Genomic DNA, 14,996 nt, shown 5'->3' with positions numbered 1-14,996 from the left:
CCACGGAAATCCGGCTTGTTTAGATGTTTTACTAAACACTGGATTAGGTCACCAACAGCCCTTGATATAAGGGTTTTTCCGGGTGCGCTGGGGCCGCTGGCGGGCGTTTTTCGGGATGTTTTACTATACAATCCCGACACTCCATTACGACCCCAACGCCCTTCGATGGCCACCACCATCCGCGACATTGCGCGCGCCGCCAGCGTGTCGATCGGCACCGTTTCGCGGGCGCTGAAAAATCAGCCCGGCCTGTCCGACGCCACCCGTCTGCGCGTCGTCGAAACGGCCCGGCAGCTCGGCTATGACGCCGCGCAATTGCGTCCGCGTATCCGTCGTCTGACGTTCCTGCTGCATCGTCAGCACAACAACTTCGCGGTCAGCCCGTTCTTTTCGCATGTGTTGCACGGCGTCGAAGATGCGTGCCGCGAACGCGGCATCGTGCCATCCGTGCTGACCGCCGGACCGACCGAAGACGTGATCCAGCAGATGCGCCTGCATGCGCCCGACGCCGTCGCGATCGCCGGATTCGTCGAGCCGGAAACGCTCGCCACGCTCGTCGCGATGCAGCGTCCGCTGGTGCTGATCGATCTGTGGTCGCCCGGCTTGCGGTCGGTGAATCTGGACAATGCCGCCGGCGCCGCGCTCGCGATGCAGCATCTGTTCGCGCAGGATCGCAAGCGCGTCGCGTTCATCGGCGGGTCACTGGCGCACTTCAGCATTGCGCAGCGCGCGCTCGGTTATCGTCGTGCGTTCTTCGAAGCGGGCTTGCTGTTCGATCCGTCGCTCGAAGTGACGCTCGACGCCGCGATGCCCGCCGATGCCGCCGCCGCACATGCGATGCATCGGTTGCTCGATGCGCCGGGTCCGCATCCCGACGCGGTTTTTGCCTACAACGACGCCGCTGCGCTCGCCGCGCTGCGCGTCTGCCTCGCGCGCGGCTTGCGCGTTCCGGAGGACATCGCGATCATCGGTTTCGACGATATTCCCGCCGCTGCCCACGCCACGCCGCCGCTGTCGACGATCGCCGTCGACAAGGAAGCGCTCGGCCGGCGCGGCGTCGAACTGCTGCTCGAAGAATCGCCCGCCGAACTCGAAGTCCGTGTGCCCGTCCATCTGATTGCCCGCGCCAGCACCTCGGTGAAAAAATCATGAGCCCATCCGCTACGCCCAACACACAGTCCGCGCCGTCGAAGCCGAAAGCCGCGCCCGCCGTCGGCACGCACGCCGTGCCCGCCGTCGCCAGCTTCCGCAGCCGCGAATTCCTGCGGTCGCACATTCAGGACACGCTGCGCTTCTACGCGCCCAACGTGCTCGACACGAGCGGCGGCTTCTTCCACTTTTTCCGCGACGACGGTTCGATCTACGATCACACCACGCGTCACCTCGTCAGCAGCTGCCGCTTCGTATTCAATTACGCGATGGCGTATCGCGAATCCGGCGATCCGCAACATCTCGAATACGCACGCCACGGCCTGCGCTTCCTGCGCGACGCGCACTGGGATTCGCAGCACGAAGGCTACGACTGGGAACTCGAATGGCGCGACGGCCGCAAGCGCGTGCTCGACGCCACGCGCCATTGCTACGGCCTCGCGTTCGTGCTGCTCGCGTATTCGCACGCGTTGATGGCGGGCATCGAAGAAGCCCGGCCGATGATCGCCGCGACCTTCGAACTGATGGAACACCGATTCTGGGACGCGGCCGCCGGTCTCTACGCCGACGAAGCGACGGCCGCGTGGCACGTCAGTTCGTATCGCGGCCAGAACGCGAACATGCACACCACCGAAGCGCTGCTCGCCGCGCATGAAGCGACCGGCCATCTGGTGTATCTGGATCGCGCGGAACGGGTCGCGTCGAACATCACGCTGCGTCAGGCAAAACTGTCGCAAGGTCTGGTGTGGGAACACTTCCACGCGGACTGGTCGGTGGACTGGCATTACAACGAGGAAGACAGTTCGAACATCTTCCGTCCGTGGGGTTTCCAGCCGGGTCACCAGACCGAATGGGCGAAGCTGCTGCTGATTCTGGAGCGGCATCGTCCGTTGCCGTGGCTGTTGCCGCGCGCGATCGAACTGTTCGACGCCGCGATGACGCGCGCATGGGACGACGATCACGGCGGGCTGTATTACGGCTTCGGCCCGGACGGCACCGTTTGCGATCACGACAAATACTTCTGGGTCCAGGCGGAAACCTTCGCGACCGCCGCGCTGCTCGGCAAGCGCACCGGCAACGAACGTTTCTGGGACTGGTACGACGAGCTATGGCGCTATAGCTGGTCGCATTTCGTCGATCACCAGTACGGCGCGTGGTATCGCATCCTCACCTGCGACAACCGCAAGTACAGCGACGAAAAAAGCCCGGCGGGCAAGACCGACTATCACACGATGGGCGCGTGCTACGAAGTGCTCGCGCACGCCCTTCCGGCTGACGACACAGCAAACGACTCGACCCAATAAACGGTGAACGCGATGACGACTTCACACGCTGAACTGCCTCACTTCGTATCGGCGGGCGACATCCTGACCGACCTCGTGCGCACCGGCGATTCGCAATGGGTATCGAAGCCCGGCGGCGCAGGCTGGAACGTCGCGCGCGCGGTCGCGCGGCTCGGCTTGCCGACCGCGTGCGCCGGTTCGCTCGGCACCGACAATTTCTCCGACGAACTGTGGAACGCGAGCATCGCCGCCGGTCTCGACATGCGCTTCATGCAGCGTGTCGAGCGTGCGCCGCTGCTGGCGATCGTTCATCAGACGCATCCGCCTGCGTATTTCTTCATGGGCGACAACAGCGCCGATCTCGCATTCGACCCGGCCCGGCTGCCCGAAGGCTGGATGAGTCACGTGAAGTGGGCGCACTTCGGCTGTATCAGCCTCGTGCGTCAGCCGCTCGGCGACACGCTGGCAGCACTCGCCGCGACGCTGCGCGCGCGCGGCGTGAAGATCAGTTTCGATCCGAATTACCGGAATCTGATGGCGCACGGCTACGCGCCGACGTTGCGCAAGATGGCCGCGCTCGCCGATCTGATCAAGGTCTCCGACGAAGACTTGCGACAACTCTTCGGCACCGACGACGAAACCGCGTCGCTGGCGCAATTGCGCGCGATGAATCCGGCTGCGAAAGTGCTGGTCACGCGCGGACCGGACACCGCAACGCTGATCGATGGCGACACCGTGATCGAAGCGCGACCGCCGCGCGTTCAGGTGGTCGATACCGTCGGTGCGGGCGATGCATCGATCGGCGGATTTCTGTTCAGCCAGATGACCGCGCCGCAACGCACGTGGCCCGAACATCTGGAGTTCGCGCTCGCCGCGGGCGCCGCCGCGTGCGGCCACGCGGGCGCGCATTCGCCGACGCTCGACGAAGTGGTCGCATTGCTCGGCTGAGCGCATCGCGACCACCCGACAAGGCCCGCGCTCGCGGGCCTTTTTTTCGATCTCGCGGCGTGGTTGCGGCCGCTTTCCGCAGTTTGCACACGGCGCCTGAAAGCCTTCGGACGCCGTGCTAGGATGGTCATTCACCTCGCGGGAGAGCGCCATCATGGACGACGTCACCTACACGAAGGGTTTGTACACGGCCACCGCCAGTGTGCATCCGGTCGAAGCCGGGCAACAGTTTCAGGGCCACGTATTGCTGGTCCGCGACGAAGGCGATTCACCCGAACGTACCGACTACGACGTCGACGCCACCTCGTCCACACCCGAAGAAGCGCTGGAAGAAGCGAAGGCGCTGGCGCACCGCATTCTCGGCAAGATCGAACTGTAGCGAACCGGTGCGGCCTTTCGCGTCGCGCCTCTCCTGAACCTGACCGGCTGGAGGTTACGATGGCCGAGCAACTCTTCCTCTACGGCGTCTACGAAATCCACGTTCGACCGCTCGAACTCCAGGGCGCGCGCTGGGACGCCGAATACGAAATCCGTCATCGCGATCACGCAGTCCAGTCATGGACGACGATCGGTGGCGACACCGGTTACGACGGTGCAGGCGAAGCGATCGAAGCCGCCCATCTGCGCGCGGTCTCCGACATCGATCATGGCGCGGGCATTCCCAAGCCGCGCACATTTCCATGACGTCAGCCCTGCGTGTTGCCGCACGCTGACCGACGCGTTCGCCGAAGCGTTTTTCGAAGGCTAATTTGCCAACGCGTTTGCCGCTTCCAATCCTGACCCTCGCGGCCTGCATTGCCGTGCCCGGATCGCGCTCTCGTCACCTGCATGTCACGCGTTTGCGCTGACGCAAAAGAGGCGTTTTGCGGCTTGCACGCCAGCGGCGCGGTGAGCCGGCGTGCATGCTAGGCTTGGCGCGCCCGTCGTCGTACGGACGGCTCACTCACGCAACCGACAGCCAGACGAAAGCACGCGATGAATCTCCCCGAGTCCGATCACTCTCCGCATGACGGCCGCGCGTCAGGATCATCGAAGCGTTATCGCTGGCCGGGACGGCCGGTGATGATCGGGTCGCGGATGGTGATCGCGCACGGCATTCCGGTTCCCTTCTGGCACGACCTCTATCACCGCGCGCTGGTGATTCGCTGGCCGACCTTTTTCGGCGCGCTCGCCGTGCTGTTTTTCCTGCTGAACATGTGCTTCGCGTGCCTGTTCCAGCTGGGCGACAGATCGATCGCGAACCAGGCGCCGCCCGGATTTCTCGGCGCGTTTTTCTTCAGCGTGGAAACGCTGGCGACCGTCGGTTACGGCGACATGCATCCACGCACCGTCTACGCGCACGCCATCGCAACGCTGGAGATTTTCGTCGGCATGTCGGGCCTCGCGCTGGCAACCGGTTTGATCTTCACGCGCTTCTCGCGGCCACGCGCGAAGATCATGTTCGCGCGCTATGCGATCGTCCGTCCGCTGGAAGGCAGGATGACCTTGATGGTTCGCGCCGCGAACGCGCGCCAGAACGTGATCGCCGAAGCGCACGCCAAAATGCGGATGATGCGGATCGAAACCTCGCCCGAAGGGTATTCGTTATTGAAGATTCACGATCTGCCGCTCGTGCGCGAGCAGCATCCCGCGTTTCTGCTCGGCTGGAACCTGATGCACGTGATCGACGAGGCCAGCCCATTGTTCGGCGAGACCGCCGACACCCTGGCCGCGCGCGACGCGTCGCTGATGATCACTATCGAAGGTTTCGACGAAACCACCGCACAGACGATGCAAGCCCGCCACGACTGGCCATCGACGGACATCAGATGGCAGCACGCGTACGTCGATCTGATCCACGAAGAAGACGGCGTGCGCCACATCGACTACTCATCGTTCGACGACGTCGTGCCGCTCGATCCCGCGCGCCCCGCGCCGCCATTGGAAGGTTTGCTTCCGCCACGCAGCCACAGCGAAACCCAAACCTCTGCATAGGCCGTCGCCCCCCGGTTCGTCGGGTCAAAACCACCACGCCAAACCCTAAGTAACAACCCTGGGCGCAGAAAACTCTCCCTCAAAACGCGGCAAAAGGGCTGAAGCGCACTCACGCGCGGCGTACATCCCGGCAACATAGAAATAATCCACTCCAATTGCCGTTAAAAAATAGAGTCTTCTCTCGCCGCACCGCGTGACCCCACACGTGAGCGAGACATAAGAAAACGGAGACTCATCGATGACAGCCCGCCATCCGCTCGACGGCACGCCGGCCCTGGCCGACTACAAGCTGACGGACAACCTCACCGCGACCCGAGGAAGAATCTTCCTCACCGGTACCCAGGCGCTGGTGCGCCTCGTCCTGATGCAGCGCGCTGCGGACAAAAAACGGGCGCTGAACACAGCGGGCTTCATCAGCGGCTATCGCGGCTCGCCGCTCGGCATGGTCGATCAGCAATTGTGGAAGGCGAAAAAGCTGCTCGAAGCGAACGACGTCCGGTTCCTGCCCGCGATCAACGAAGAACTCGGCGGCACCGCCGTGCTCGGCACCCAACGCGTCGAATCCGATCCGGAGCGCACCGTCGATGGCGTGTTCGCGATGTGGTACGGCAAAGGCCCCGGCGTCGATCGTGCGGGCGATGCGCTGAAGCACGGCAACGCGTACGGTTCGTCGGAACATGGCGGCGTGCTGGTCGTGGCCGGCGACGACCACGGCTGCGTATCGTCGTCGATGCCGCATCAAAGCGACTTCGCGCTGATGTCCTGGCATATGCCGGTCGTGAATCCGTCGAATATCGCCGACATGCTCGAATTCGGCCTGTACGGCTGGGCGCTGTCGCGTTTCTCGGGCGCGTGGGTCGGCTACAAAGCGATTTCGGAAACCGTCGAATCCGGTTCGACCGTCGATCTCGACGCGCTGCAAACCGAATGGACCGCGCCGCAGGATTACGTCGTGCCGTCGGGCGGTCTGCACAACCGGTGGCCCGATCTGCCGAGTCTCACGATCGAGCAACGTCTGCACGCCAAGCTCGACGCCGTGCGGCACTTCGCGCGCGTGAACAGCATCGACAAATGGATCGCGCCGAGCCCGCACGCGAACGTGGGCATCGTCACCTGCGGCAAGGCGCATCTGGATCTGATGGAAGCGCTGCGCCGCCTCGATCTCACCGTCGCCGATCTCGACGCGGCGGGCGTGCGGATCTACAAGGTCGGTCTGTCGTTCCCGCTCGAAATGACGCGTGTCGACGCGTTCGTATCGGGCTTGAGCGAAGTGCTGGTGATCGAAGAGAAAGGTCCGGTGATCGAGCAGCAGATCAAGGACTACCTGTACAACCGCCAGGACGGCGCGCGGCCGGTCGTGATCGGCAAGAACGCGCAGGACGGCACCTTGCTGCTGTCGTCGCTGGGCGAGTTGCGGCCGTCGCGAATCTTGCCGGTGTTCGCCACATGGCTCGCGCGTCACAAGCCCGCGCTCGATCGCAGCGAACGCGTGGTCGATCTGGTCGCGCCGCAAATTCTGTCGAACGCGGCGGATTCGGTTAAACGCACGCCGTATTTCTGCTCCGGTTGCCCGCACAACACCTCGACGAAAGTGCCGGAAGGTTCGGTCGCGCATGCGGGAATCGGCTGTCACTTCATGGCGTCGTGGATGGAGCGCGACACCACCGGGTTGATCCAGATGGGCGGCGAAGGTGTCGATTGGGCGTCGCACTCGATGTTCACGAAAACGCGCCACGTGTTCCAGAATCTCGGCGACGGCACGTACTTCCACTCCGGCATCCTCGCGATTCGCCAGGCGGTCGCGGCAAAGGCGACCATCACCTACAAGATTCTGTACAACGACGCCGTCGCGATGACGGGCGGCCAACCGGTCGACGGCAGCATTTCGGTGCCGCAGATCGCGCGTCAGGTCGAAGCGGAAGGCGTATCGCGCTTCGTCGTCGTCAGCGACGAGCCGGAAAAATACGACGGTCATCACACGCTGTTTCCGCCCGGCACCACGTTCCATCACCGTAGCGAAATGGATGCGGTGCAGCGCGACTTGCGCGACACCGCCGGTGTCACCGTGCTGATTTACGACCAGACCTGCGCGGCGGAAAAACGTCGCCGCCGCAAGAAAGGCGAGTTTCCCGACCCGGACAAGCGTCTGTTCATCAACGAGGAAGTGTGCGAAGGCTGCGGCGATTGCGGCGTGCAGTCGAACTGCCTGTCGGTGGAACCGCTTGAAACGGCGCTCGGCCGCAAACGCCGGATCGATCAATCGTCGTGCAACAAGGATTACTCGTGCGTGAACGGCTTTTGCCCGAGCTTCGTGACGATCGAAGGCGGCAAGCTGAAGAAGGCCGCAGGCGCGGCATTCGACGTCGCCGCGCTGGCCGCACGCGTCGATGCGCTGCAAAAGCCGTCCACGCATCTCGACGCCGCGCCGTACGACATCCTCGTGACCGGCGTGGGCGGCACCGGCGTCGTGACAGTGGGCGCGTTGATCAGCATGGCCGCGCATCTGGAAGGCAAGAGCGCGTCGGTGCTCGACTTCATGGGCTTCGCGCAGAAAGGCGGCTCGGTATTGTCGTTCGTGCGATTCGCCGCACGTGACGAATGGCTGAATCAGGTGCGGATCGACACGCAGCAAGCCGACGTGGTGCTGGCCTGCGACATGGTGGTCGGCGCGAGCGCCGACGCGTTGCAGACGGTGCGGCATGGCCGTACGCGGATCGTCGTCAACACGCACGCGATCCCGAACGCGAGCTTCGTGCAGAACCCGGACGCCACGCTGCATGCGGACGCATTGCTCGACAAGATGCGCCACGCCGCCGGCGACGAGCGGATGTCGCGCTGCGATGCGCAATCGCTGGCGACGCGTTTTCTCGGCGACACCATCGGCGCGAACATCCTGATGCTCGGTTATGCATGGCAACTGGGTCTGGTGCCGGTTTCGTTCGGCGCGATGATGCGCGCGATCGAGTTGAACAATGTCGCCGTGCCGATGAATCAACTGGCGTTTTCGGTGGGCCGCCTGGCCGCCGCCGATCCGGCTGCACTCGAAGCGTTGTGGCAAGGGCGTCATAGCGCGACGTCGAAGGAAACCGCCGTCGTGCAGACGCTGGACGAACTGATTGCGCATCGCGAGGCGCGCTTGCTGGCCTACGGCGGCGAACGGTATGTGACGCGCTTTCGCGCGCTGGTGGACGGCGCGCGCCGGGCCGAGCGGTCGGTGTCGGGCGACAGCGCGTCCGGCGAGCGGTTGACGCGTGCGGTAGCGACCACGTTCTATCGCTTGCTGGCGGTCAAGGACGAATACGAAGTCGCGCGACTGCACGCCGACCCGGCGTTCCGCGCGTCGCTGGAAGCGCAATTCGAAGGCGTGGCCGGCAAGGACTTCGGCGTGAAGTTCAACCTCGCGCCGCCGACGCTGCTCGGCGCGCAAAGCGGCCAGTCGCCGCGCAAAAAGACGTTCGGCCAGTGGATGTGGCCGGTGATGGGCGTGATGGCGAAATGCCGTTCATTGCGCGGCACGGCGATCGATCCGTTCGGCCGCACCGTCGAGCGCCGGATGGAGCGGCAACTGGCGGACGACTACGAGGCGACGCTCGGTCAGGCGTTGAAGCGGCTGTCTGTCACGACGCTGGACGATGTGGTGAAGCTCGCGGAACTGCATCAGAAGGTGCGCGGCTACGGACACGTGAAGCTCGCCAATCTGGCCGGCGTCAAACGGGGAGAACGGGATATCGCCATGCGACTCGGTATCGACGCCGCGACCGGACGCGCGGTGGAACGGGCGCTCGAAGAGATGAAAGGTGCGGGCAGCCTGAAGGGCATTCCGGTGGTCGTGGTGAAGTAATGTGACCGAAGGTTGAAGGCGCGGCGCCGGGCAATCCGGCGTCGCGCCTTCGAGATGCAACATTCGACATTCAACGCGCAACCTGAAGCACGGTCGCGCTCAGTGACGGCCTCGCAGATCCAGCGCCGCGCGCACCAGTTTGACCTTGTCGGCATCGACGCCCGCGCCCGCGCCGCCCCGAACGCCCGACCCGAAATGCACGGCCCGCACGCCGGCCGCATCCACGAATGCACCGACGGCATCGATGGTCAAGCCGGCTCCGGCCAGTACCGTCACACCGGAACCTTCGGCGCGCGACATGAGCGTGCGCATCATCTCGACCGCCATCAACACCGACGACGCGCCGCCGGACGTCAGCACGCTCGACACGCCGTCGACCGACATCAGCACGTCCAGCGCACGCGGCAAATCCGCCGCCTCGTCGAACGCGCGATGAAAGGTCACGTCGCGTCCCTCGGCGGCATCGATCAGGCGACGCAAGCCTTCGGCATCGACTTCACCGGCGGCGTCCAGCATGCCCGTCACCACGCCGTTCGCGCCTGCCGCGACAACCGCGTGAACGTCGCGGGTCATCACCCGGTAGTCATCCTGACCGTACACGAAGGACCGGCTATGCGGGCGCACCATCACGTTGACGGGAATCGACACCGCATTCACCACGGCTTCGATCAAGCCGACGCTCGGCGTCAATCCGCCCTCGCCGAATGCGGTAATCAGTTCGATCCGGTCCGCGCCGCCGCGCTCGGCCAGCCGCGCGTCATCGACGGTCGTGGCGATGACCTCGAGCAATACCGGAGTACGTAACGAAGAAGAAATGTGCGACGCCATCACATCGGCTCCATCGATTGAAAACCGACATCATCCCAGAAGCGTCGCGGCACGTTGCGACGCGCGAGCGAGCAGACGCGCCCGCCCGATGCAACCCGTCAGCCCCGCTCCTCGTCGACCCAGTCGATATCGGCGCACAGCACGCAGGTCTGCCCGCCCACCCGCGTCGCCACCGACAAGGTCACGCACGGCATCGCCTCGTTGATCGACAGATACGGCCGCGTCACGTGCACGCGTTCGGGCGCGCTGATCGCCTCGCGAAAATACGGGCGGCGCAACCAGTTCGCGCCCTGCGCGTCGGCCAGCGGCAAATAGCGCGTTTCGATCGCCGCACGGTCCGCGCGCAACACGACGTTGCGCCCGGCCTGCTTGCCTTGCGCGTCCAGCAGAAAGCAGCGCGCAGCGTGATCGAGACCGAGGAAATTCCAGCACACTTCGTCGAGCGGCTCACCGGCGGCGAGCCGTTCCGCGGCCCGTTCGAATGCGCGCACATACGGCGCAAGACGGCTGGTTCGACGCCGCTCGCGCGCCTCGGTCTGGTTGCGATAACGCTCGGTGACTTCGCTGATTACGCAGGTCGCGTGCACGCTGTCGGCCGCGCCCGGATGCGGCCGTCCAAAGAAGAAGCCTTGTACGAAGTCGGCGTCGCAGGCGAGCGCCATCTGCGCTTCGTGCTCGGTTTCGACGCCTTCGATCAGTACCAGCTTGCCCGCTTCGTGCAGCAGCGAAACGAGTCCCGGCAGGATCGTCGCCATATCGGCGCGATGCGCGGCTTGCGACAGCATGATGCGGTCGAGTTTCACGATATCCGGGTTCAACTGCCAGATCCGTTCGACGTTCGAATGTCCCGCGCCGAAATCGTCGAGCGCGATCAGGAAGCCACGTTCGCGGAATTGCCGCACGGCGTCGGCGAGCCGTTCAAGATCTTCCGCGCGCTGTTCCAGTACTTCGAGCACGATGCGGCGCGGCGGCAGGTCGAGACGTCGCAGATTGGCGAGCAACGCCGCCGCGTGATACGGATCGGTCAGCGCGCCCGGATGCACGTTCAGAAACAGCCATTCACGCTCGGAACCGAGCATCCTGAAGTTCTCAAGGTGAAGCGCCTGGGCGAGGCGATCCACCTGAAGCAGCTCGCCCAGGCGTGCCGCCTGGCCGAATACGTCCACGGCCGACACTGGCCGGTCGAGCGCGTCGTGCGCGCGCAGCAGACCTTCATACCCGACCGCGCGCATGTGCGACAGGCTGAAGATCGGCTGGAACACGCTCGTGAGCGTCAGCTCGTTATGCTGGACGGAAAACCGCTCCAACCCCGAAGTCACGCTGAGTTCGAATCCGTGCGGCACGGTCGCCCTTTCTAGTTGCGCAATGGTCATGCAGTCCTCTCACGCGAGAGCCCGGTGCGGTCTCGCTCGACGGAGCGGCTCCAGCACCGATTCTCGAAATTTGCGTCATCGATACTGCATAAGCAAGGTCCATGCGCACGTTAGCGCACGTACAACCGAAGTTTGCATGGAAGCTTGCACCGCGCGCACTTTCGCGCGATGCGTCCAGGTGCGCGATGCACTGCGACGGTGCAACGCGCCGTCGTCGCGCGGTGCGTCGATGCGACGCATCGCCGTTTCGATGCCGTCATCGATCAGATCGGCCATTGCGGGCTTCGCGACGGTCAAACGCGTGTCGGGCTAAACTTCGGCGTGGTTCTTCTTCGCTTCACCCTCGCGCGCCGCGTCTGCGGCCGCCGAATCGCGCCGCGTCGTCGTGCGTTATCGCGTGCACCGGTTGCACAGTCATCCCCCTCTATCCCGTAGAAAAAAATCGTCTGATGGAAATTGTTTTTACCGTTTTGATCCTGTTGCTCGCGGTCGCTGTGTCCGGCATCGCCACCCGCGCGCTGCCGTTCGCGTTGCCGTTGCCGCTGATCCAGATCGGCTGCGGCGCGTTGCTCGCGTGGCCGCGCCTCGGTCTGCACGTCACGTTCGATCCCGATATCTTCATGCTGCTGTTTATCCCGCCGTTGCTGTTCGCGGACGGCTGGCGGATTCCGAAGCGTGAGTTCTTCATGGCGCGTCGCGCGATCGTGATGCTGGCGCTCGGCCTGGTGTTCATGACGGTGGTAGCGGTCGGCTATTTCGTGCACTGGCTGGTGCCGTCGATTCCGCTGCCGGTCGCATTCGCGCTGGCCGCCGTGCTGTCGCCCACGGACGCGGTCGCGCTGTCGGGCATCGCGGGTAAGAACCGTTTGCCCGCGAACCTGATGCATATTCTCGAAGGCGAAGCGCTGATGAACGACGCGTCCGGCCTCGTCGCGCTGAAGTTCGCGATCGCCGCCGCGTTGACCGGCGTGTTCTCGCTGCGCGACGCGTCGATCAGTTTCGTGATCATCGCCGCCGGCGGTCTCGCGATGGGCGCGGCGGTCGCGTGGGTGTTCAGCATCGTGTCGGCGCGCTTTCTCAATGTGATCGGCGAAGGCGACCCTGCGCCGGGCGTCGTGATGACCTTGCTGATTCCGTTCGCCGCGTATCTGTTCGCCGAACACTTCGAATGCTCGGGCATTCTGGCCGCCGTCAGCGCCGGGATGATGATGAACTACACGAGCCTCGCGCACGCCGGTCCGGTGGCGTCGCGGGTGCGTGCGGCGAGTACGTGGACGATGATCGAATTCGTCTTCAACGGGATGGTGTTTATCCTGCTCGGCTTCCAGTTCCCGCATATCCTCGGCCGCGCACTGCTCGACGCGCATCACACCAGCGACGCGCAGATGATGCTGCTGATCGGCTATATCGCGGCGGTCGGCGCGTCGTTGTATGCGATGCGTTTCGTCTGGGTCTGGCTGCTGCGCTGGTTCGCCAGTCGCGGCGCGGCGAGGCACGGCGTATCGAATGCGGTGCCCGGCGTGCGGATGGTGTCGATCACGACCGTCGCTGGCGTGCGCGGCGCGGTGACGCTGGCCGGCGTGCTGTCGTTGCCGGTTGCCGTCGGTGGACGCGATATGGCGATCTTCATCGCATCGGGCGTGATTCTGCTGTCGTTGATCGTCGCGGTGATTGCGCTGCCGATGCTGCTCAGCGACAGTCTGCGCGGACGCGATCCGCACGCGCGCGAGGAACGGCTTGCCCGGCGCGCCGCTGCGCAAGCCGCGATCCGCGCGATCGACGACGTGCATCAGGCCGCCACCGAAGAACTCGACGAAGCCGCCGAAGCGCATGCAGCCGACGTCACCGCGCGCGTGATGGATCTGTATCGCCGCCGCCTCGCCACGCTGACCGACGACGCCGAACCTGCACAGGAAGCGCGACGCGCCGAAGCGCTGGAGTTCAAGATGAAGCTCGCGGCGATGCGCGCGGAGCGCACCGCGTTGCTCGCGTTGCGTCACGCGCAGAAGATCAACGACACGACATTGAGCAAGCTGATGCGCGAAGTCGATCTGTCCGAAACGGCACTGACGACGCGCGGCAAAAGCCGCGCTTGAGCGTGCCGGTCTAACGTGTGACGACGTGCTATCCGCCAGATGCAAAAAGGGCGTTTCTCCTCGCGGAGAAACGCCCTTTTTTTGCGACCTCATTGACGTGACGCGATTTGCGTGACTCACGTCACGCGCAAGGTCGCCGTGACGCTCAGACCGCCGACGGCTGCGACGGCTTGCGACGCAACAGCGCGTACAGAATGATCGCGCCGAACGTCGCCGTACCGATCCCGCCCAGACCGAAACCGCCGAGCTTCAGCGAGAAATCGCCCGCGCCGAGCACCAGCGTGACGGCGGCGACGATCAGGTTGCGGTTGTCGGAGAAATCGACCTTATTGACGACCCAGATGCGCGCGCCCGTGACTGCGATCAGCCCGAACACGACGATCGACACGCCGCCCAGCACCGGACCCGGAATCGTCTGGATCACCGCGCCGAACTTCGGCGAGAAGCCGAGAATCAGCGCGATCACCGCGGCGATCACGAACACCAGCGTCGAGTAGATTTTGGTGACGGCCATCACGCCGATATTTTCCGCGTACGTCGTCACGCCCGTGCCGCCGGCAAAGCCCGACACGATGGTAGCCAGCCCGTCGCCGATAAACGCGCGACCGACGTAACGGTCGAGGTTATGACCGGTCATCGCGCTGACCGCCTTGATGTGGCCGAGATTTTCCGCGACGAGAATCACCGCGATCGGCGCGAGCAAGGCCATCGCCTGCGCGTTGAAAACCGGTGCGGTGAAATGCGGCAAGCCGAACCAGGCGGCATTCGCGACGATCGCGAAGTCGATCGGTTTGCCCATGCCCATCCCGTTCGTGACGACTGCATAGATCGCATACGCGACCAGCAAGCCGATCAGGATCAGCAGGCGCTGCATCATGCCGCGCGCAAACACCGCCACCGCGCCGACGCACAGCACGGTCACGAGCGCCATCCACGAATCGAAATTGCTGCCGCTGACGCCGTGCACGGCGATCGGCGCGAGATTCAGCCCGATCACGCAGACGATCGCCCCCGTGACGACGGGCGGCATCAGCGTCTCGATCCACTTCGTGCCGATCACCGAGACCAGCACGCCGATCAACGCGTACACCACGCCGCACGCGATGATGCCGCCGAGCGCGACCGGGACGTTCAGGTTCGGACCGTGTCCGCCGTAACCCGTCACCGCGATCACGAGACCGATAAACGCGAAGCTCGAACCGAGATAGCTCGGCACGCGGCCGCCGACCAGCACGAAGAACAGCAAGGTGCCGATCCCCGACATGAAAATGCACAGGTTCGGATCGAAGCCCATCAACAACGGCGCGAGCACCGTGGAGCCAAACATCGCGACGACGTGCTGCACGCCCATCGCGATCATTTGCGGCCAGGCGAGACGTTCGTCCGGACCGACGACACTGCCTTCGGTCGCAGCCGGCTGCTGGCGCCAGCGTGGGAAATAGGAATCGGCCATGTGGGGGTTCTCCTCTCTTTCGGCGTTCGGTCAGATGCGGCGCTGCAAAAT

11 protein-coding genes are annotated in these 14,996 nt (G+C 64.5%); 8 read left to right on the top strand and 3 right to left on the bottom strand.

Annotated features, from left to right (window positions below):
* Positions 1–165: 165 nt before the first annotated feature.
* From PW947_RS13845 to PW947_RS13815, 7 genes are all read left to right on the top strand, one after another.
* The gene (locus PW947_RS13845; RefSeq protein WP_299632888.1) at positions 166–1,152 is read left to right on the top strand and encodes a LacI family DNA-binding transcriptional regulator; all 987 of its coding nucleotides are present in this window, start codon (positions 166–168) and stop codon (positions 1,150–1,152) included.
* Positions 1,149–2,453, top strand: a complete 1,305-nt coding sequence (locus PW947_RS13840; RefSeq protein ID WP_299632887.1) for an AGE family epimerase/isomerase — start codon at positions 1,149–1,151, stop codon at positions 2,451–2,453. Before PW947_RS13845 ends, PW947_RS13840 begins: the two co-directional genes overlap by 4 nt.
* A gap of 12 nt (positions 2,454–2,465) precedes the next feature.
* Entirely contained in the window at positions 2,466–3,380 is a 915-nt protein-coding gene (locus PW947_RS13835; RefSeq protein WP_299632886.1) for a carbohydrate kinase, read from the top strand.
* 154 nt (positions 3,381–3,534) lie between these two features.
* Positions 3,535–3,759, top strand: coding sequence for a hypothetical protein (locus PW947_RS13830; protein WP_299632885.1), 225 nt, complete (start codon positions 3,535–3,537; stop codon positions 3,757–3,759).
* 59 nt (positions 3,760–3,818) lie between these two features.
* Entirely contained in the window at positions 3,819–4,064 is a 246-nt protein-coding gene (locus PW947_RS13825; protein ID WP_299632884.1) for a hypothetical protein, read from the top strand.
* A 378-nt stretch (positions 4,065–4,442) separates the two neighbouring features.
* On the top strand, positions 4,443–5,354 hold the full coding sequence (locus PW947_RS13820) for an ion channel (RefSeq protein WP_299632947.1): 912 nt from the start codon (positions 4,443–4,445) through the stop codon (positions 5,352–5,354).
* Between the two features lie 238 nt (positions 5,355–5,592).
* On the top strand, positions 5,593–9,195 hold the full coding sequence (locus tag PW947_RS13815) for an indolepyruvate ferredoxin oxidoreductase family protein (RefSeq protein WP_299632883.1): 3,603 nt from the start codon (positions 5,593–5,595) through the stop codon (positions 9,193–9,195).
* Between the two features lie 99 nt (positions 9,196–9,294).
* Here the strand turns inward: PW947_RS13815 and PW947_RS13810 are convergent, their stop codons facing one another.
* Together PW947_RS13810 and PW947_RS13805 are read right to left on the bottom strand one after the other, a co-directional pair.
* Entirely contained in the window at positions 9,295–10,023 is a 729-nt protein-coding gene (locus tag PW947_RS13810; RefSeq protein WP_299632882.1) for a copper homeostasis protein CutC, read from the bottom strand.
* Positions 10,024–10,121: 98 nt separating this feature from the next.
* A complete protein-coding gene (locus PW947_RS13805) occupies positions 10,122–11,396 on the bottom strand; it encodes an EAL domain-containing protein (protein WP_299632881.1) in 1,275 nt (424 codons plus the stop codon).
* Between the two features lie 449 nt (positions 11,397–11,845).
* Between PW947_RS13805 and PW947_RS13800 the strand changes: the two genes are divergently transcribed.
* Positions 11,846–13,492: a Na+/H+ antiporter gene (locus PW947_RS13800; protein WP_299632880.1), complete on the top strand. Its 1,647-nt coding sequence runs from the start codon at positions 11,846–11,848 to the stop codon at positions 13,490–13,492.
* A gap of 145 nt (positions 13,493–13,637) precedes the next feature.
* Here PW947_RS13800 and PW947_RS13795 read toward each other — a convergent pair whose 3' ends face one another.
* The gene (locus PW947_RS13795; protein ID WP_299632879.1) at positions 13,638–14,945 is read right to left on the bottom strand and encodes a solute carrier family 23 protein; all 1,308 of its coding nucleotides are present in this window, start codon (positions 14,943–14,945) and stop codon (positions 13,638–13,640) included.
* Positions 14,946–14,996 lie beyond the last annotated feature (51 nt).

It is taken from the genome of Paraburkholderia sp., from assembly GCF_028283785.1.
Taxonomy (GTDB): Bacteria; Pseudomonadota; Gammaproteobacteria; order Burkholderiales; family Burkholderiaceae; genus Paraburkholderia.
The sequence above is the reverse complement of the archived record's forward strand: the minus strand, read 5'-3'. Positions and strand labels throughout refer to the sequence as shown.

What these genes read in the sequence shown, in the direction of transcription:
- PW947_RS13845 (WP_299632888.1), top strand. Translation starts at nt 166, where the DNA reads ATGGCCACCACCATCCGCGACATTGCGCGCGCCGCCAGCGTGTCGATC.
- PW947_RS13840 (WP_299632887.1), top strand. Translation starts at nt 1,149, where the DNA reads ATGAGCCCATCCGCTACGCCCAACACACAGTCCGCGCCGTCGAAGCCG.
- PW947_RS13835 (WP_299632886.1), top strand. Translation starts at nt 2,466, where the DNA reads ATGACGACTTCACACGCTGAACTGCCTCACTTCGTATCGGCGGGCGAC.
- PW947_RS13830 (WP_299632885.1), top strand. Translation starts at nt 3,535, where the DNA reads ATGGACGACGTCACCTACACGAAGGGTTTGTACACGGCCACCGCCAGT.
- PW947_RS13825 (WP_299632884.1), top strand. Translation starts at nt 3,819, where the DNA reads ATGGCCGAGCAACTCTTCCTCTACGGCGTCTACGAAATCCACGTTCGA.
- PW947_RS13820 (WP_299632947.1), top strand. Translation starts at nt 4,443, where the DNA reads ATGATCGGGTCGCGGATGGTGATCGCGCACGGCATTCCGGTTCCCTTC.
- PW947_RS13815 (WP_299632883.1), top strand. Translation starts at nt 5,593, where the DNA reads ATGACAGCCCGCCATCCGCTCGACGGCACGCCGGCCCTGGCCGACTAC.
- PW947_RS13810 (WP_299632882.1), bottom strand. Translation starts at nt 10,023, where the DNA reads ATGGCGTCGCACATTTCTTCTTCGTTACGTACTCCGGTATTGCTCGAG.
- PW947_RS13805 (WP_299632881.1), bottom strand. Translation starts at nt 11,396, where the DNA reads ATGACCATTGCGCAACTAGAAAGGGCGACCGTGCCGCACGGATTCGAA.
- PW947_RS13800 (WP_299632880.1), top strand. Translation starts at nt 11,846, where the DNA reads ATGGAAATTGTTTTTACCGTTTTGATCCTGTTGCTCGCGGTCGCTGTG.
- PW947_RS13795 (WP_299632879.1), bottom strand. Translation starts at nt 14,945, where the DNA reads ATGGCCGATTCCTATTTCCCACGCTGGCGCCAGCAGCCGGCTGCGACC.